At 72.6% G+C, this 17,587-nt stretch carries 16 protein-coding genes; 11 read left to right on the top strand and 5 right to left on the bottom strand.

The features are described 5' to 3' along the window. Positions 1-5 precede the first annotated feature (5 nt). The 6 genes from BJY18_RS17790 (at position 6) to BJY18_RS17815 (ending at position 4,286) form a co-directional block, all read left to right on the top strand. A complete protein-coding gene (locus tag BJY18_RS17790) occupies positions 6-755 on the top strand; it encodes a GNAT family N-acetyltransferase (RefSeq protein WP_312873875.1) in 750 nt (249 codons plus the stop codon). Continuing rightward, a complete protein-coding gene (gene cofD, locus BJY18_RS17795; protein ID WP_184781043.1) occupies positions 752-1,744 on the top strand; it encodes a 2-phospho-L-lactate transferase in 993 nt (330 codons plus the stop codon). The genes BJY18_RS17790 and cofD overlap by 4 nt, the downstream gene beginning before the upstream one ends. Beyond that, a complete protein-coding gene (locus tag BJY18_RS17800; protein ID WP_246458904.1) occupies positions 1,719-3,107 on the top strand; it encodes a coenzyme F420-0:L-glutamate ligase in 1,389 nt (462 codons plus the stop codon). The genes cofD and BJY18_RS17800 overlap by 26 nt, the downstream gene beginning before the upstream one ends. Next, positions 3,104-3,640 (top strand): NUDIX hydrolase, encoded by a 537-nt coding sequence (locus BJY18_RS17805; RefSeq protein WP_184781045.1) that lies wholly within the window; start codon positions 3,104-3,106, stop codon positions 3,638-3,640. Before BJY18_RS17800 ends, BJY18_RS17805 begins: the two co-directional genes overlap by 4 nt. Continuing rightward, the gene (locus BJY18_RS17810; protein WP_184781046.1) at positions 3,637-3,990 is read left to right on the top strand and encodes a GntR family transcriptional regulator; all 354 of its coding nucleotides are present in this window, start codon (positions 3,637-3,639) and stop codon (positions 3,988-3,990) included. The genes BJY18_RS17805 and BJY18_RS17810 overlap by 4 nt, the downstream gene beginning before the upstream one ends. A 71-nt stretch (positions 3,991-4,061) precedes the next feature. Beyond that, a complete protein-coding gene (locus BJY18_RS17815) occupies positions 4,062-4,286 on the top strand; it encodes a hypothetical protein (protein WP_184781047.1) in 225 nt (74 codons plus the stop codon). 1 nt (position 4,287) lies between these two features. Here the strand turns inward: BJY18_RS17815 and BJY18_RS17820 are convergent, their stop codons facing one another. Further along, a complete protein-coding gene (locus BJY18_RS17820) occupies positions 4,288-5,181 on the bottom strand; it encodes a DNA-3-methyladenine glycosylase family protein (protein ID WP_184781048.1) in 894 nt (297 codons plus the stop codon). Then, the gene (gene manB, locus BJY18_RS17825) at positions 5,181-6,260 is read right to left on the bottom strand and encodes a mannose-1-phosphate guanylyltransferase (protein ID WP_184781049.1); all 1,080 of its coding nucleotides are present in this window, start codon (positions 6,258-6,260) and stop codon (positions 5,181-5,183) included. Before manB ends, BJY18_RS17820 begins: the two co-directional genes overlap by 1 nt. 143 nt (positions 6,261-6,403) lie before the next feature. Here manB and BJY18_RS17830 point away from each other — a divergent pair, with 143 nt between their 5' ends. Next, positions 6,404-6,850 carry a hypothetical protein gene (locus tag BJY18_RS17830; protein ID WP_184781050.1) on the top strand — a complete coding sequence of 149 codons (447 nt, stop codon included), beginning with the start codon at positions 6,404-6,406 and terminating at the stop codon, positions 6,848-6,850. A 108-nt stretch (positions 6,851-6,958) separates the two neighbouring features. Here BJY18_RS17830 and BJY18_RS17835 read toward each other — a convergent pair whose 3' ends face one another. Then, positions 6,959-7,822 carry a glycosyltransferase family 2 protein gene (locus BJY18_RS17835; protein WP_184781051.1) on the bottom strand — a complete coding sequence of 288 codons (864 nt, stop codon included), beginning with the start codon at positions 7,820-7,822 and terminating at the stop codon, positions 6,959-6,961. Between the two features lie 191 nt (positions 7,823-8,013). On the opposite strand from BJY18_RS17835, the gene mptB reads away from it, so the two are divergent. Then, entirely contained in the window at positions 8,014-9,528 is a 1,515-nt protein-coding gene (mptB, locus tag BJY18_RS17840; RefSeq protein ID WP_184781052.1) for a polyprenol phosphomannose-dependent alpha 1,6 mannosyltransferase MptB, read from the top strand. A 186-nt stretch (positions 9,529-9,714) separates the two neighbouring features. Here the strand turns inward: mptB and BJY18_RS17845 are convergent, their stop codons facing one another. Both BJY18_RS17845 and BJY18_RS17850 read right to left on the bottom strand, forming a co-directional pair. Next, positions 9,715-10,845 carry a glycosyltransferase family 4 protein gene (locus BJY18_RS17845; RefSeq protein WP_184784681.1) on the bottom strand — a complete coding sequence of 377 codons (1,131 nt, stop codon included), beginning with the start codon at positions 10,843-10,845 and terminating at the stop codon, positions 9,715-9,717. A gap of 1,091 nt (positions 10,846-11,936) precedes the next feature. Continuing rightward, positions 11,937-13,004: a glycosyltransferase family 4 protein gene (locus BJY18_RS17850; RefSeq protein WP_184781053.1), complete on the bottom strand. Its 1,068-nt coding sequence runs from the start codon at positions 13,002-13,004 to the stop codon at positions 11,937-11,939. An 18-nt stretch (positions 13,005-13,022) separates the two neighbouring features. Here BJY18_RS17850 and BJY18_RS17855 point away from each other — a divergent pair, with 18 nt between their 5' ends. The 3 genes from BJY18_RS17855 to BJY18_RS17865 are packed head-to-tail and all read left to right on the top strand — an operon-like array spanning position 13,023 to position 17,574. Continuing rightward, positions 13,023-13,949: a glycosyltransferase family 2 protein gene (locus BJY18_RS17855; protein ID WP_184781054.1), complete on the top strand. Its 927-nt coding sequence runs from the start codon at positions 13,023-13,025 to the stop codon at positions 13,947-13,949. Positions 13,950-13,982: 33 nt separating this feature from the next. Beyond that, positions 13,983-16,496, top strand: coding sequence for a glycosyltransferase (locus tag BJY18_RS17860; protein ID WP_184781055.1), 2,514 nt, complete (start codon positions 13,983-13,985; stop codon positions 16,494-16,496). Then, positions 16,489-17,574, top strand: coding sequence for a glycosyltransferase family 4 protein (locus BJY18_RS17865; RefSeq protein ID WP_184781056.1), 1,086 nt, complete (start codon positions 16,489-16,491; stop codon positions 17,572-17,574). The genes BJY18_RS17860 and BJY18_RS17865 overlap by 8 nt, the downstream gene beginning before the upstream one ends. Positions 17,575-17,587: the final 13 nt, after the last annotated feature.

The following is a 17,587-nucleotide window of genomic DNA, read 5'->3' on the forward strand; positions in this document are numbered from 1 at the left end:
TAACCGTGTATGCCGACGAAGAGCTCGAAATGGTCTGTTCGAAAGCGTGGCCGCCGGTCGTCGGGGAGCCGCTGGGGCAGTGGCGGCTGCGCTGGGCGGACGGCTTCACCGGCCGCGCGAACAGCGCACTCGCGGTCGGCGACCCCGGCATGACCGTCCCGGCGGCGCTCGCGGCCGTGTGTGACTTCGCCCACGCCCGGGCGATTCCGCCGGCCGTCCAGGTCGTGCAGGACAGCGAGCAGGAGCGTGCGGTGGCCGCCGCGGGCTGGGGTGAGCAGGTCGGCCACGCGGCCGGTCACCGGGTGAGCGTGCTGACCGGCCCGCTGCCCGCCGGGCCCGGCCCTGGTGCCGAAGTGCTCGACGGGCCCACCTCGCAGTGGTGGGAGCTGACGGTCGGCACCTCCGAACCGAGCGTCGCCGAACGGCACGTGATGACCACCGGAAAGGTGGGCTACGGAGTGGTGAGCGCCGACGGTGTCACCGCGGGTGCCGTCCGTGGGGCGATCGTGGACGGCTGGCTGCACGTCTCGCGGCTCGCCGTGCGGCCGGACTTCCGGCGCCGCGGCCTGGCCCGCGCGGTGCTGTACGCCCTTGCCGCGTGGGGTCGCGCGCAGGGCGCGGAGCAGTGGGTGCTCCAGGTGGCGGTCGACAACACCGGAGCGCTCGCGCTGTATTCCGGGCTCGGCTGTACCGAGCACCACAGGTACCGGTACTGGGGCCCGGGGCAGCGGACGTGCGAGGATCCGCAGTCGTGAAGATCGTCGTACTGGTCGGCGGGGTGGGCGGCGCCCGCTTCCTGCTCGGGGTCAAGACCGCACTCGGACTGCCCGCGATCGGCGCCGGGGACTCCCCGCACGAGATCACGGCGCTGGTCAACACCGGCGACGACGTGTGGATGCACGGGCTGCGGATCTGTCCCGACCTCGACACCTGCATGTACACCCTCGGCGGCGGCATCGACCCTGCCCGCGGCTGGGGGCACGCGGGCGAGACCTGGGTGGTCAAGGAGGAACTCGCCGCGTACGGGGCCGAGCCGACCTGGTTCGGGCTCGGCGACAAGGACATCGCCACGCACCTCATCCGTTCGCGGATGCTGCGCGCGGGCTACCCGCTCTCCGCGGTCACCGAGGCGCTGTGCGACCGGTGGCAGCCCGGGGTGCGGCTGCTGCCGATGTCCGACGACCGGGTCGAGACGCACGTGGTGATCGACGATCCGGATCAGCCGGAGCAGCAGAAGGCGATCCACTTCCAGGAGTGGTGGGTGCGCTACCAGGCGAGCAGGCCCGCGCATTCGATCGTCGCGGTCGGCAACGACGAAGCCAAGCCCGGCCCCGGCGTGCTGGACGCGCTGGCCGGTGCGGACGTGGTGCTGCTCGCGCCGTCCAACCCCGTCGTCTCGGTGGGCACCACGCTCGGCGTGCCCGGCGTGCGCGAAGCGCTGCGGAAATCGCCCGCGAAGGTGGTCGGCATCTCCCCGATCATCGGCGGCAAGGCGGTGCGCGGGATGGCCGACGCGTGCCTCACCGCGATCGGGGTGGAGACCTCGGCGGAGGCCGTGGGCCGGCACTACGGCGCCCGCTCCGAGGGCGGCGTGCTCGACGGCTGGCTCGTGGCTCCGGAAGAGCACGAGGTGACGGTGCCGGGCGTGCACGTGCGTGCCGTGCCGTTGCTGATGTCCGATGTGGACGCGACCGCGGCGATGGTCCGCGAAGCACTCGATGTGGCAGGGGTTTCCGGTGTCTGAGCAGAAGCAGTCCGATCCCGCGCGCGCTGATCACGCCTCCGGGAAGGTCGAGATCCTGCCGGTGACCGGCATGCCGGAGTTCCGCCCCGGCGACGACCTGACCGGCGCCGTGGTGGCCGCCGCGCCGTGGCTGCGTTCGGGCGACGTGCTCGTGGTGACCAGCAAGGTCGTGTCGAAGACCGAAGGCAGGCTCGTGCGTGTGCCCAGCGATCCCGAGGCCCGCGACGCGGCCCGGCGTGCGCTGGTCGAGCAGGAGTCGGTACGGGTGGTCGCGCGGGTCGCGCGCACGCTGATCACCGAGAACCGGCTGGGCATCGTGCAGGCGGCGTCCGGTATCGACGCCTCGAACGTGCGTGGCGACGAGGTGGCGCTGCTGCCCGCCGACCCGGACGCTTCGGCGCTCGCGCTGCGCAACGGCCTGCGGGAACGGCTGGGCGTCGAGGTCGCGGTGGTCGTCACCGACACCATGGGCCGGGCCTGGCGGGTCGGGCAGACCGACGCTGCGATCGGCGCGTCGGGCCTGCGGGTGCTGCACGGGTACGCGGGGCAGATCGACGCGCAGGGCAACGAGCTCGCGGTGACCGAGATCGCCGTCGCCGACGAGCTGGCCGCCGCGGCCGACCTGGTGAAGGGCAAGCTCGGCGGGCTCCCGATGGCCGTGGTGCGCGGGCTCACGCTGACCGACGACGGTTCCAGCGCCCGTGACCTGGTGCGCCCGGTCGAGGAGGACCTGTTTCGGCTGGGCACCAACGAATCCATCGCGCAGGGCCGCCGGGAAGCCGTGCCGCACCGGCGTTCGGTGCGGCAGTTCAGCGACGAGCCGGTGGATGCCGGCGCGATGCGCCGCGCGGTGGCCTCGGCGCTCACCGCGCCTGCTCCGCACCACACGCATCCGGTGCGGTTCCTCTGGCTGCGTGAGCACGGGCTGCGCCGCAAGCTGCTCGACGCGATGCGTGAATCGTGGGAATCGGACCTGACCGGCGACGGGTTCACCTCCGATCAGATCGCCAAGCGCCTCTCCCGTGGCGACATCCTGTACCGCGCGCCGGAGCTGGTGATCCCCTTCCTTGTGCCGGAGGGCGCGCACACCTATCGCGACGAACGGCGCAACGGCCACGAGCACACCATGTTCACCGTCGCGGCGGGCGCCGCGGTGCAGGGTTTGCTGGTCGCGCTGGCTGCGGAGGACCTCGGCTCGTGCTGGATCGGATCCACGATCTTCGCGCCCGGCCTCGTGCGGTCCACCCTGGGGCTGGACGAACAGTGGGAGCCGCTGGGTTCCGTCGCGATCGGGCATCCGGCAGGCGGAGCGCCGCCCGCGCGCGGACCGCTGTCGGCTGGGGACGGGCTGGTCGAACTGTGACGCTGCACGAATCGGCGGTGTCGACGCTGTCGGAGTGGACACCGCCGCTGGCCTCGCAGGAGGCGTTGCGGCAGGCGTTCCTCGGCTTCCTCGCGTCGCGGGCGGACACCTGTCAGCGCGCCTGCGAGGCGGGGCACCTCACCGCGTCCGCCGTGGTCCTGGACTCGACCGGCACGCAGGTGCTGCTCACGCTGCATCCGCGGGTGGGCAGGTGGCTGCAGCTGGGCGGGCACTGCGAGCCGTCCGACGAGTCGCTGCTCGACGCGGCGCTGCGCGAAGCGACCGAGGAGTCGGGCATGTCCGGGCTGACGATCGGCGAAACGCCGGTGCACCTCGACGTCCACCCGGTCACCTGCTCGCTGGGCGTCCCGACGCGGCATTTCGACGTGCGGTACGTGGTGCGGGCGCCGGCCGGCGCGGAACCCGTCCGCAGCGACGAATCCGACGACCTGCGCTGGTGGCCGCTCGAGGCGCTGCCCGCCGGTTCGGAGGATCTGACCGAGCTGCTGCGAGTCGCTACGGTGAGCCGGTGAGCGTCAGTTACGACAGCGCGTCGCCGGTGCCGCCGTACGAGCAGGTGCGATCGTCTCTTGCCACGCAGATCAACGACGGCACGCTGGCGGTCGGCGCGAAGCTGCCCACCGTGCGCGCGCTGGCCGCCGAGCTGGGCATCGCGCCGAACACGGTGGCCCGCGCGTACCGAGAGCTGGAAGAAGCGGGCTTATTGGAAACCCGCGGCCGCGCCGGCACTTTCGTCGGCTCCGCCGGCGACGAAGTCCTGGCCCGCGCCCGCGCCGCAGCGGCCGAGTACGCCGCGATCACCCGCCGGCTGGGCATCACGCCGGAACAAGCGCTGGCCATCGCGGAGGCAGCCCTGCGCTGAGGCCGTTGACCGCCTTCGAGTGCCGTGGTGATGTCGTAAGGTCACGGCTGTCTATCGAGGGGGGTTTGGTGATGTACCTGCTCATCACGCTTGTGGGCTTGCTTGTCGCGGTGGCCGCGCTGGGCGTCGCGATCATGGCGTTGAACCGGGCGAACCAGGCCGTGGCACAGCAGCGGCCGGTGGTTCCGCCGTATCCGCAGCAGCCGGGGTTCCCGCCGGCCTACGCGCAGCCGGAGTTCCCGCGGCAACCCGGCCCGCAGTACCCCGGTCAGCAGCAGTTCCCGCCGCAGCGGTGAGTCACATCGCGCGGTAGTCGCGGAGTTCGATGCGGGGGCCGTACCTCGGGGCGCGGGCGCCGGACGTCTCCAGGTAGCGGATCACCCGTTGCCGTTGCGGGGCGTACGGGGCCAGCAGCTCGGCCATCCCGTCGTCGTCGACGCGGCGGCCCAGCAGGGTGTGCCCGACCATCGACGGGATGTTGTAGTCACCGAAGCTGACCGCGTCCGGATCGCCCCAGGCACGCTGCGCGATCTCCGCCGCGGTCCACACGCCGATGCCCCGCACCTTGCGCAGCCGCGCCCGGCCCTCGGCGCCACCGAGGGCCACCGCCTCCTCCAGCCGTGGTGCCACGCGGGCTGCCTCGACCAACGTCGTACGCCGCTTGAGGTCCACGCCGATCCGGTGCCAGTTCCAGTCCACAATGGATCGGATCGCCACCGGATCCGGAGGCACCCGGAGGAATTCCGGCCCCGGCCCGGGTGCGGGCGTGCCGAACCACCGGCACAGCTCCGCCCACGACCGGATCGCCTCCTTGCCGGTGACCTTCTGCTCCAGCACGGCCAGCACGAGCGCGTCCCACACCCGGCCCGTCGAGCCCAGCCGTAAGCCGGGAAGTCCGTGCCGCGCTCGCGCGATCGCCTCGTGGTGCGCGACGAAGCCCGTGTCGTCGTCCTCCGCGCCGAGCAGCGCGGGCACGCCGGCCAGCAGGAACTCCGAGCCGTCGCCCCAGGCCTCGGCTTCGACCACGCCGTCCGGACGACGCAGCAACGCCAGCGTGCCCTTGCCGACGGGCGTGTTGGCCGCCAGCCACCACACCCCGCGATGGGAGCGGAAGTTGAGCGATCCCCGTCCACGGCTGAGCGGACCCAGCACCACGGCCAGGTCCAGCGGGAACGTCGGACGCCACTCCATCACGCGTCGCTCGAAAACCTGATCGCGCCCTCGGGCAGGGTCACACCCGGCCACACCCGTGCCCCGTCGAGCAGTTCGCAGCCGGAGCCCACGCTCGCGCCATCGCCGAGCACCACACCGCGCACCACCGCCCCGGCTCCGACCCGCGCCCCGCGTCCCAGCACCGAACGTTCCACAGTGGATCCCGCACCGACCACCGCGTCATCGAACAGCACCGAGCCCGCGACCGTCGCCCCCGCTTCGACCACGGCGTTCGCGCCGACCGTCGTCCCCCCGGAGAGGGTTGCTGCGGCGTCGACCGAAGCGCTGTCCAAGATGAGGGATTCGCCTGTCGGGCCGGGCAGCGCGGCCGTGGGCGCGACGCCGCGCACGAGGTCGGCGCTGCCCTGCACGAACGCCTCAGGCGTACCGACGTCGAGCCAGTACGAAGAGTCGACGAAGCCATGCAGGTGCGCGCCGTCGGCGAGGAGCCCCGGGAAGGTCTCGCGTTCGACCGACACCCGGCGTCCGGCCGGAATGGTCTCGACCACCGAGCGGCGGAAGACGTAGCAGCCGGCGTTGATCTGGTCGGTGGGTGGATTCGGTGACTTCTCCAGGAACGCGGTGACCCGCCCGTCCGGTCCGGTCGGCACCGAGCCGAACCGGCTGGGGTCGGAAACCCGTTGCAGGTGCAACGTGATGTCCGCGCCGGAGTCGACGTGGGTACGCAGCTGCGCACGCAGATCGGCCCCGGAGAGGATGTCGCCGTTGAAGACGATGGCGTGGTCCGCGCGCAGCCGGTCGTGCACGTTGCGGATCGCCCCACCGGTGTCCAGCGGTTCGTCCTCCACCACGTACTCCAGTTCCAGCCCGTGCGCGGAGCCGTCGCCGAAGTACTCCTCGAAGACCTCCGCCCGATACGACGTGCCGAGCACGACGTGCCGGATCCCCGCCGCGCGGATGCGGGAGAACAGGTGACTCAGGTAGGGGGTCCCTGCCGTCGGGAGCATCGGCTTCGGCGCCGAAAGCGTGAGCGGGCGCAGCCGGGTGCCCCGCCCCCCGACCAGGACGACGGCGTCGGCCTCGATCTCGGACGTCACAGAATTCTCCTTTGTATCACGCGCCGCTGGGCGACAAGCCTGCGGGAAACGTGGGCGGCGCGGCCCCCGAGGGCCTACCCTAGACACGAAACAGAGGGGCCTTTCCGCGGAGGGGCCACGGCTCAGTCGGGAGGCCGAGGGGAATGGACCCCCGCGATCGCGCGGACGCCCTGCTCGCACGTGCACGGGCCCGCGGCGCCTTCGTGGTGACGCCGGACAACATGACGTCGCCGATGGACGCCTCCAACACCCAGCAGATTCCCAGATCCGTGGTCTCCGAGCTGGACGGGCAGGACCCGGACACGACGACCCAGCTGCCGGCGTCGCTGATCGAGGAGAACGACCACCCGCTGGACGGGCAGACGCCGACCACGCCGGAGGAGCACCCGCTCGCCCGAGCCAACCCGACGACACCGCTGGAGGTGCCGGGCCCGAAGGCGAAGGCGACCCCGCTGGTGCCACGTCCGAAGGCGCAGCCGGTGTCGAGCCCGCTCAAGGACCCGGCCGAGGAGGAGATGACCGGCCTGGTGCCCACGGTCCAGCAGAACAGCGGGCAGTCCAACCTCTCCCGCAGGCTCGACGGTCTCTGAGCCCGCACGTGCCTGGTGCGCGGTCCGCGCAGGTTCCCGGTTCGCTCTGGGTGACCTGCACGGATCGCCTGGTGCGGCGGATCGGCAGGAATCCGTCGCAGGTGGCGGTCAGCCCCGGCGTGTCTCCAGCTTGACGCGCAGGGCCAGGCCCAGCTTCACGGCCGCGAGCACCGGCTTCCAGCGCAGGCCCTGGTGCCGGTCGGCGAGGTAGCGGTAAGCGCTCGCGTGGTGGGCGCGCAGCATCTTCGCCGAGGCCTGGGCCGTGGAGTGCCCGCCGATGTGCATCACGCCCGACGAGGGGGCGTAGACGTTCAGCCAGCCCGCCCTGGCCAGCCGGTCACCGAGGTCGACGTCCTCGAAGTACATGAAGTAGCGGGGATCGAACCCGCCGACCGAATCGAACGCCTCGCGGCGGAACAGCTGACAGGAGCCGGAAAGCCAGCCGGACACGCGTTCGGCGGGCGCGGCGTTCTCCTGGCGGTACTCGCGGGTCCACGGGTTGCCCGGCCAGATCTTGCCGAACGCCGCGTGCCCGATCCCCCGCCCGAACGAGGGCAGCAGCCGCGCGGACGGGTAGACCGTGCCGTCGAGGTCGTGGATGAGCGGCCCGAACGCTCCCCCGCGCGGCCACCTGCCGGCGACCTCCAGCAACGCGTCGAGCGCGCCGGGCTCCCATTCGAGGTCGGGGTTGACCACGACGACCCAGCCGTAGCTGTCGTCGAGGGCCGCGACGCCGCGGTTGGCGGCGGTCCCGTAGCCGACGTTCTCGCCGATGCTGACCAATGTGACGTTCTCGCGCTCCGCGGCCTTCTCCGGCGCACCGTCCGTGGAAGCGTTGTCCGCGACCACGACGTGCACTTCCCGCTCGGTCGCCGTCTCCAGGGTGTCGAGGAACTTCCCGAGCGTGTCCCCGGCGAAGTAGGTCACCGTCACGATCCCGACCCGGTCGCCATACGCGCGCTGCTCAGTCACCGCGCCATTGTCCACCGCTCACCGACAGCGAACGAAGGTGACCGAACCACTCACCGAGGGTGATTGCCCGGCCGGCCCACCGAAGCGGGCCCCTCGGTCCGGATGACCGTTCTTACCCCGGTCCTCGACCGAATGGCCACTATGTCCGGTGCCACGTGTGAACCGCCAGGTCAGCCCGTTAACCTTCGGTGATGCGGCAATGGGTTCAGCGGTGCGTGTCCGGCCGGAATGGACGGTGGCGGCGACCGCCGGCCGCTGCGCTTCGCTGGACCGGATTCGCCGGAAGCGTGCTGCTCACGGTGGCGGTGCTGATCGGACACTTCTCGCCAGGGGCGGAGATGCCGGCGCTCGCCGGTGGGGTCGGCGGGGTCGGACTGGTCGTGCTGTGCTGGCTGCTGCTCGCCGTCGGCTGGGACCTGCCGTCCGCCAAGTGGCTGAAGTGGACAGTCGCGCTGTGGGGTGTACCACTGCTGGTCGTCCCTCCGCTGTTCAGCGGGGACGTGTTCGTTTATCTGGCACAGGGGGAAGTCGCCGCGCACGGCCTCGACCCGAACACGACCGGACCACTGGACGGGCTGGGCGCCGGTTCCGCGATCGTCGCGCGGGTGAGCGGCTACTGGCAGAACACGCCGTCGCCCTACGGTCCGCTGTTCGGAGCGGTCGAACGGGTCATCGCGCAGGTTTCGGCGGGGAACCCGGTGGCAGGCGTGGCACTGCACCGGCTGGTCGAGGTCCTGAGCCTGCTGCTGATCGTCTGGGCGGTCCCCCGCCTTGCCGCCCGCGCGGGTGCCTCGCCGCGGGTGGCGCTCTGGCTGGGGGTGCTGAACCCGCTGGTGCTCTGGCATCTCGTGGCCGGTGCGCACAACGACTCCCTGATGCTGGGCCTGATGCTCACCGGCACGGTGCTCGCGCTCGACGCGCTGGCGGAGAAGATCCGCTGGTGGCCGCTGACCGCCGGAGTCGTGCTGGTCGCGCTCGCCGCCGATGTGAAGCTGCCCGCGCTGGTGGCGCTGGCCGTGGTGGGGACGGCGCTCGCCCGGCGCCGCGGCGGACGGCTCGGCGACTTCCTGCTCGCCGGGGCCGGGATGGTCGTGGCGTTCGCGCTGGTGTCGATGCTGGTTTCGCTGCTGATCGGGCCGGGGGCCGGCTGGCTGCCGGCGCTGGACACGCCCGGGCAGGTCAACAGCTGGATGGCGCCGACGAACTGGTTCGGTTTCCTCGTCGGCGGCATCGGCTCGCTGTTCGGCGGGCAGCTGACCCAGCCGATGATCGGCGTCGGCCGGATCATCGGGTACGTGCTGAGCGCGGCCGGCATAGCGCTGGTGCTGCGCCGCCAGTGGACCGGACGCGTCGACGAGGTGCGGTCGCTGGGGTTGCTGCTGGCGCTGGTCGTCGTGTTCGGGCCGGTGGTGCAGCCGTGGTACCTGCTGTGGGCGGTGATTCCGCTCGCCGCTTCGCTGCCGGAGGGCCGTGCGCGGAACGCGGTGGTCACGGTCTCCGCGGTGGTCGCGGTGGTCCTGCCACCGGTGGGCGGCAACTTCGCGGGCCGGGTGGGCCTGCTCGTCGCCGGTTACGCCATCGCGATCGGCGTGGTCGTGGCGGCGTTCCTGGCGCTGCGGCGGACAGTGCCGGCGGAGCTCAGCGTGCCCGCGGATGCCGGTGCCACGCCTTCGCGTACGCCTCCCGATGCTGCTCCGCCGTCGTAACCGCGGAACGCACTGGTCGCACTCTCCGCGGTGGTCGCGGTGATCCTGCGGTGGCCGCAGTGGTCCTGCCACCGGTGGGCGGCAACTTCGCGGGCCGGGTGAGCCTGCTCGTCGCCGGTTACGCCATCGCGATCGGCGTGGCCGCGGTGGCGTTCCTGGCGCTGCGGCGAACCATGCCGACGGAACTCAGCGTGCCCGCGCATGCCGGTGCCACGCCTTCGCGTAGGCCTCCCGATGCTGCTCCGCCGTCGTAGCCCACGAGAAGTCCTTCGCCCGCTGCTGGGCGGCGGACGCGAGGAACGCCCGGCGTGACGGGTCCGCCAGCAGCTCCGTGAGCGCCGCGGCCACGTCGCCGGCTCCGACACCGCAGTACGCGACCGCGTCGCCGCCGACCTCGGGCAAGGAGAGGCGGCGCGTGGTCAGCACGGCGGCACCGCAGGCCATCGCTTCCAGCACCGGCAGACCGAACCCCTCGCCGAGGCTCGGATAGGCGACCAGCTCGGCCCCGCCGAGGAACCCGGCGAGCGTGCCGAAGGGCAGGTAGCCGGCGCGGAGCACGCGCAGCCGGTGCGGTACCGAATCCAGCGCCCGTTCCACCTGGGTGTCCCAGCCCGGCTGACCGGCGAGCACGAGCGCGGGCGCCTCCCGCTGCCCGGCCACCGCGCGGGCGTAGCCGCGGATCAGCGCCGGCACGTTCTTGCGCGGCTCGAGGGCGCCGAGGAACGCGATGTACGGCGCCCGTCCGAGCCCGACCGCCGCGCGTGCCGCGTCGACCTCCTCGGGCGAGGGCGGATGGAACCTCTCGGAGTCGACGCCGTGGTAGATGATCTCCAACTCGGCCCGCCGGACCGGGCTCACCCGGCTCAGCTCGGCGGCCGTCGCGTGGCTCGGCACCACGCACAAGGTCGCCCGCCGCAGCGCAGTGGTCGTCCAGGCACGGAAAAACCGGGCTTTGACCGACGAGTGCAGCACGGCGTCGGTGAAGAACGTCGCGTCGTGCAACGTCACCACCGACGCGGTCCCGCTGGCCAGCGGCATCGTGTAGTGCGGCGAGTGCACGACGTCCGCGGCGAGCCGGCGCGTGAGCCGCGGCAGGGTCGCTTGTTCCCAGGTCAGACGCGCTGTGCGGGTCGACGTCGCGGGCGACGCGGGCACGACCCGCGAGCCGGGCGCGAGCCGGTCGTAGAGCGGAAGGTCCCGCGGCTGGCACACCACGGTGAGCCGCGCCCCGTCCTGATCGAGCGCCGCGACGAGCGAGTCCACGTACCGGCCGACCCCACCCCGGTCCGCGGGCACCGCGGTCGCGTCGATCAGCACACGGGGATCACCGGTCACGAGTGCAGCGTACGGCGATCACGCAACGCACAGGTGGGGAACCGACAAACTGACCGACGGCCGTTCCACCACAACCCCGGCCGACCGACCTCGCCGTGCCGCACACCCAGCCGCCACCACCCGCGACGACCGTCACGACCGGCCCGTTCATCCCGGCACGCCCGGTCATCCGGCCCTCTGGCCCTGCAGCCGGCGACCGACGTGCCCCACCCGGCCGGTCCGCGCGCGTCGTGCCGAAGCTCGTGAAGGCAGGACCGTAGAGGCTCGGCGGCGCGGTAACCGTCTGCAACCAGACTGGAGGGAACGGCCCACTCGCTCCGCCGAGCTTTCGCCGAGACGTCGCCGAGACACAGTCACCACCGGCCCGCTGCCTCCGCCACGACCGGCCCTCTCGCTCCGCCACGCCCGCCACGAACGGCCCACTCACACCACCAACGCAGCCACCACTGGCCCGCTCACTCCGCCAACACATCCACCACCGGCCCACTGCCTCCGCCAACCCGCCACGACCGGACCGCTCACTCCACCAACACGACCGCGACCGGTCCGCTGGCTCCGCCAAACCCACACGAGCGGCCCTCTCGCTCCGCAAAATCCGTCGCGACCGGCCCGTTCACACCGCCAACACGACCGCGACCGGCCCCCTGGCTCCGCCAAACCCACACGAGCGGCCCTCTAGCTCCGCAAAATCCGTCGCGACCGGCCCGTTCACACCGCCAACACGACCGCGACCGGCCCCCTGGCTCCGCCAAACCCACACGAGCGGCCCTCTAGCTCCGCAAAATCCGTCGCGACCGGCCCGTTCACACCGCCAACACGACCGCGACCGGCCCCCTGGCTCCGCCGAACTCGTCGCGACCGGCCCGCTGGCTCCAGCGAACCCGTCGCGACCGGCCCGCTCGCTCCGCAGCGCAGCCGCCAGAATCGGCAGAGCCGCCCCCCCGCGCGCACGCTCCGCGTGCAAGAGCCTGCCAATCCGCTAAGCCGGCCAGACCACCAAGCCCGCCAGCCCGCTACACACGCCAAGCCCGCTAAGCCGGCCAATCCGCCAATCCGCTAAAGACGCCAATCCGTCAGTCGGGGCGGCAGTGGGCGGCCCACACCGCCTCCGCGGCCGCTCGCCAGGTGAACGTGCGGGCGCGTTCTCGTCCCAGTTTGGTCAGTTCGGCTGCTCGTTCCGGGTTGTCGAGGACCGTGCGGAGGGCGTTCGCCAGTGCCGGGGCGTCTCCGCGGGGCACGATCATCCCCGCGCCGTCCGCGACCTCCGCCAGGGCCGGGACGTCCGTGTGCACCACCGGGACACCCATCGCCATCGCCTCCAGCAGGGGCAGGCCGAAACCCTCCGCCAGGCTCGGGACGGCCAGTACCCGCGCGCCGCGCAGGGCCGTCGCCAGTTCCGCGTCCGTGACCTTGCCCAGGACCCGCACGTCACGCAGGCCACGGTCGGCGGCCAGGCGCACCAGGTCGATCGCGCCCCAGCCGGGCTGGCCGGCGATCACCAGTGCCACGTCGTCCAGCTGGGCCACGGCGTCCACCAGCACGTCCATGCCCTTGCGAGGCTCGATCGTGCCGACCGCCAGCACGTACCGCGGCGGCAAATCCAGCTCCGCCGAACCCTCCGGCACGGTCACGCCGTGCGGTACCACCCGCACCGGCACCGTCACGTCCACCAGCACGGCCAGCTCGTCGGCCACCGCACGCGTCGGCACGATCAGCCCGGACGACCGACGCGCGGCCCGGGCGATCATCGACCGGTGCCAACTCACGCCCCGCGCGGTCAGCGTCTCCGGATGCGTCCACGGCACGGTGTCGTGCACCGTGACGGTGAGCGTCCGCCCGGCCGGGGCACGCGGGGGCGCGAACGGGGTCGGCGCGTGCACCGCGTCCCCGCCCGGCCACCAGGGCAGGCCCAGCTGCCACAGCGCGATCGCCGCACGGGGCGGGAGCGGCAGCGTGCGCGGTCCGTCGACCCCCTCGACCCGCGCGGCGGAAACGTCCGCGTGCTTCGCGACCACGCTGGACACCGTCCAGCCCGGTGGGGCGGTGGCCGCCAGCGCGGGCAGCAGCTCAGCCGTGTACCGGCCGGTGCCACCCGGAACGGGGGCCAGCAGTTGCTCGGCGAGCACGACCAGTTCGGGCACGACGCTATTGTCTCCCAGGTGACCAGCGCGGATTCCGGCACCACCGTCGTCGTGGTGACCTGGCGTGGCGCACGTCACGTCACGGCCTGCCTCGACGCCCTCGCCGCCCAGCAGCGTCCACATCGGACGCTCGTGGTGGACAACGCCTCCGACGACGGCACCGCGGCCCTGCTGGCCGCGCACCCCAGCGAACCCGAGGTGCTCCGGCTGCGGCGCAACACCGGGTACGCCGGCGCGATGGCGAAGGCGCTCGACCGGGTGGAGACCCCGTTCGTCGCCTGGCTCAACGACGACGCGGAACCGGAGCCGGGCTGGCTGGCCGCGCTGGAGGACACCCTGGCGAGCCATCCGCTCGCCGCCGCCGTCACGTCCCGGCTGGAGCTGGCCGACGGCAGCACGCAGTCCACCGGCGTCCGGCTCACCGCCGACGGGCACGGCGCCGACCTCACCGAACCCGGCGACGAGGTGTTCGGCTTCTGCGGCGGCGCGGCCCTGCTGCGCACCGAGGCCGTACGCGCGGTCGGCGGGGTCCCGGCCGGCTTCTTCTGCTACTACGAGGACACCGACACGGCGTGGCGGCTGCGGCTGGCGGGCTGGCACGTGATGTTCGCCGACGCCCGGGTCCGCCACCTCCACGGCGCCAGCACCCGGCCCGGCTCTCCGCTGTTCCACCGCTGGAACGAGCGCAACCGGCTGCTCATGCTGCTGCGCTGCGCGCCGTCCGTCGTCGCGGTGCGCGAGCTGGCGCGGTTCGCCGTGCTCACCGTGCTGCTGCCGCTGCGACGGCACCGCCCGGCCGCGGCGAACTTCGCGCCAGGGCTGCGGTGGCGGGTGCTGGCCGAGGTCGTCCTCCGGCTGCCCGCCACGCTGCGTGAACGCCGCCGGGTGGCCCGGGTCTCGGCGCTGGACCGAGGTGCGATCTGGCAGGCCTGGGCGGGCCTTTAAGCTGAGCGGGAACTCGAGGGACAGGAGCCCGTCTTGGCGTTGGGGGACTCGCAGCCGCTCGTCTCGGTCATCGTGGTGAACTACCGCGGCGCCGACGACACCATCACCTGCCTGCGGGCGCTCGGATCCGAGCTGGATTACGAGAATGTCGAGCTGATCTGCGTCGACAACGCCTCCGGTGGCGACGACGCGGCCCGCATCCGCGCCGCGATGCCCGGCGTGCAGGTCGTCGAGTCCCCGGTGAACAGCGGTTTCGCCGGTGGCTGCAACCTCGGCGCGCAGCACGCGAACGGGACCGTCCTCGGTTTCCTCAACAACGACGCGCGCCCGGCACCCGCGTGGGTCTCCGCCGCGGTCGCCGAGCTGCGCGCGCAGCCGACGGTGGCCGCGGTCGCCAGCAAGGTGCTCGACTGGGAGGGCACCGGTACCGACTTCGTCGACGCCGGCCTGACGTGGTTCGGCATGGGCTACAAGCGGCACGCCGGCAGTCCGCTGGCCGACGTGCCCGCGGCTGAGCACGAAGAAGCCAAGGACGTGCTCTTCGGCACCGGTTCGGCGATGTTCGTGCGGGCCGCGGTGTTCGCCGAGCTGGGCGGCTTCGACGAGCGTTTCTTCATGTTCTACGAGGACGTCGATCTCGGCTGGCGGCTGAACCTGCGTGGCTGGCGCGTGCGGTACGTCCCCGGATCGCTGACCTACCACCGCCACCACGGCACCATGTCGGCGCTCGACGCGCCGGAGAGCGGCCGCGAGACCTTCCTCCTCGAACGCAACGCGCTGGCCGCGTTGTACAAGAACCTTTCCGACGAGTCGCTGATCCGCGCGTTGCCCGCGGCGCTCGCGCTGGCGGTGCGCCGCGCCACCGCCCGCGGCGGGCTCGATCCCGATCAGCTCGACCTGGAGAAGGGCGTCGGCCCGGCGGTGACCGAACCGGTCGCGGTGCCGCGCACGACGCTCGCCGGGGTGCTGGCCGTGGACCGGTTCGTGGAGCTGATGCCGTCGCTGGCCGAGTCCCGTGCCACCGAGCAGGCCGCTCGGGTGCGGACCGACGCCGATCTGCTGCCGTTGCTGCGCAAGGCGCTCGAACCGGCGTACCCGCTGCCGGACTACCTGCGTGCGCACGAAATCCTGGTCGAGGCGTTCGGCATCAAGGAGGTGTTCGGGCAGCGGCGGAAGGTCCTCGTGCTCACCGGCGACTCGATCACCGAGCGGATGGCCGGTCCGGCGATCCGGGCGTGGCACATCGCCGCGACCCTGGCCACCGAGCACGACGTGCACCTGATGACCACCAACCCGCTGCTGTCGCCGCCGCCTGCCGCGTTCCGGATCAGCTCGGGCAAGCACCGTGCTCTCGACGGCCCGATCGAGTGGGCGGACGTGGTGGTCCTGCAGGGCCACGTGCTGGAGCTGGCGCCGTCGCTGAAGAAGCAGCACGAGAACAAGATCGTGGTCGCCGACGTCTACGACCCGATGCACCTGGAGTTGCTGGAGCAGGGCAAGGACGCCCCCGACGACCAGCGCGCGCTGGACCTGGCGGGCGTCACGCGGGTGCTCGACGCACAGCTGGAGCGGGCCGACTTCTTCCTGTGCGCTTCGGAGCGGCAGCGGCACTTCTGGCTGGGTCACCTGGCCGCGCTCGGCCGGCTCTCGCCGCGGCTGTACGACGCGGACCCCACCACCCAGTCACTGCTCGCGGTGGTGCCGTTCGGGCTGTCCCCGCAGGCGCCGGTACGGACCGGGCCGGGCCTGCGTTCCGCGCTCGGCATCGGCGAGGCCGATCGCGTGGTGCTGTGGGCGGGCGGCGTCTACAGCTGGTTCGATCCGCTCACCCTGATCCGCGCGGTCGACCTGCTGCGCCAGCGCCGGGACGACGCCAGGCTGGTGTTCCTCGGCATGAAACATCCCAATCCCGAGGTCGCCGAGATGGACATCGGCGCGCGCACGGTGCGGCTGTCGGATTCGCTGGGCCTCACCGACAAGCACGTGTTCTTCAACGAGCACTGGGTGCCCTACTCCGACCGGCAGAACTGGCTGCTCGACGCGAACACCGGCGTGACCACGCACTACGAGCACGTGGAGACCACCTTCGCGTTCCGCACCCGGGTGCTGGACTACCTGTGGGCGGGCCTGCCGATCGTGACCACGGACGGGGACGCGTTCGCCGACCTGGTCCGGGCGGAGAAGCTGGGTGTCGTGGTGCCCGCCGAGGATGCCGAGGCGCTGGCGGCCGCGCTGGAGAAGACGCTGTACGACGAGGAGTTCGCGGCGGGCTGCATCGAGCGGATCCGGGTGGTCGCCCAGCGCTACGCGTGGCCGGAGGCGTTGAAGCCGCTCGTCGAGTTCTGCCGCAACCCGCGCCCGGCTGCGGACCGGCTGCCCGGCGCCGCGGACCTCACCACGTCGGCGCCGGTGCGCGGCGCCGAGCTGGTTCGCCGGGATCTGGCGCTGGTGAAGGAATACCTCGCCGCCGGCGGTCCGGGCGAGCTGGCCCGGCGGGCAGGCGGACGGGTCGCGAAGGTCGCGCGGGAGCGGTTGCGCCGTGGCTGAGCGTCCGCTGCGGGTCCTGCTGGACGGCACACCACTGCTCGGCTCCCGCACCGGCATCGGCCGGTACACCGCCGCGCTCAGCGAAGAACTCACGTCGATGTCCGAAGTGGACCTTCGAGCGGTCGCGTTCACCTTGCGTGGCTGGCGAAAGCTGCGCAAGGTGCTGCCGCACGGCGTGCGGGCCCGCGGAATGCCGGTTTCGGCTCGGCTGTTGCGCGCGAGCTGGGTGCGTTCACAGCTGCCGCCGGTGGAGCTGTTCGCCGGCCCCACCGACGTCGTGCACGGCACCAACTTCGTGCTGCCAGGGCGGTTCCGGGCCGCGGGCGTGCTGACCATCCACGATCTGGCCTTCCTCGACGCCCCGGAAGAGCTCAATCCGTCCGATCGGACGCTGCCCCAGCTCGTCCGTCGCGGGGCCCGCCGGGCGAACGTGATCTGCACGCCGACCGCCGCGGTGGCCGACGCGGTGGCGGAAAAACTGGACGTGGACCGCGGGAAGATCTTGGTGACGCCGCTGGGGGTGAACCCGGCCTGGTTCACCGCGCGTCCGCCGGAGGACGGTGTCCGCGCGAAGCTGCGGCTGCCGGAAAAGTACCTGCTCTTCGCCGGCGCGGCCGGCCCGCGCAAGGGCCTGGAGTGGCTGGCCAAGGCGCACGCGGCCGCCCCGGACCTGCCCCCGCTGGTGTTCGCGGGCCCCGGCCCGTTCCCCCGGCTCCCGCGTTCCGGGCAGACCGGCTACCTGTCCGATGTGGACCTCCGCACGGTGGTCGCCGGCGCGGCCGCGCTGGTGCTGCCCTCCCGTGACGAGGGTTTCGGCCTGCCGGTGCTGGAAGCGATGGCCTCGGACGTGCCGGTGGTCTGCACCGACCTCCCCGCGCTGCGCGAGGTGGCCGGCGACTGCGCGACCCTGGTCCGGTACGACGACGTGGACGGACTGGCCGACGCGCTGCGCCAGGCCGTGACCGACCCGCACGCGACCACCACGTCGACCGCCCGCCGCACCCACGCCGCCGGCTTCACCTGGCGTGCCTGCGCTCTGCGCACCGTCGAGGCCTACCAGCAGGCGATGCGGCGGTAGCCCGTTTCCCGGG

The sequence above is a fragment of the Amycolatopsis jiangsuensis genome (assembly GCF_014204865.1).
Taxonomy (GTDB): Bacteria; Actinomycetota; Actinomycetes; order Mycobacteriales; family Pseudonocardiaceae; genus Amycolatopsis; species Amycolatopsis jiangsuensis.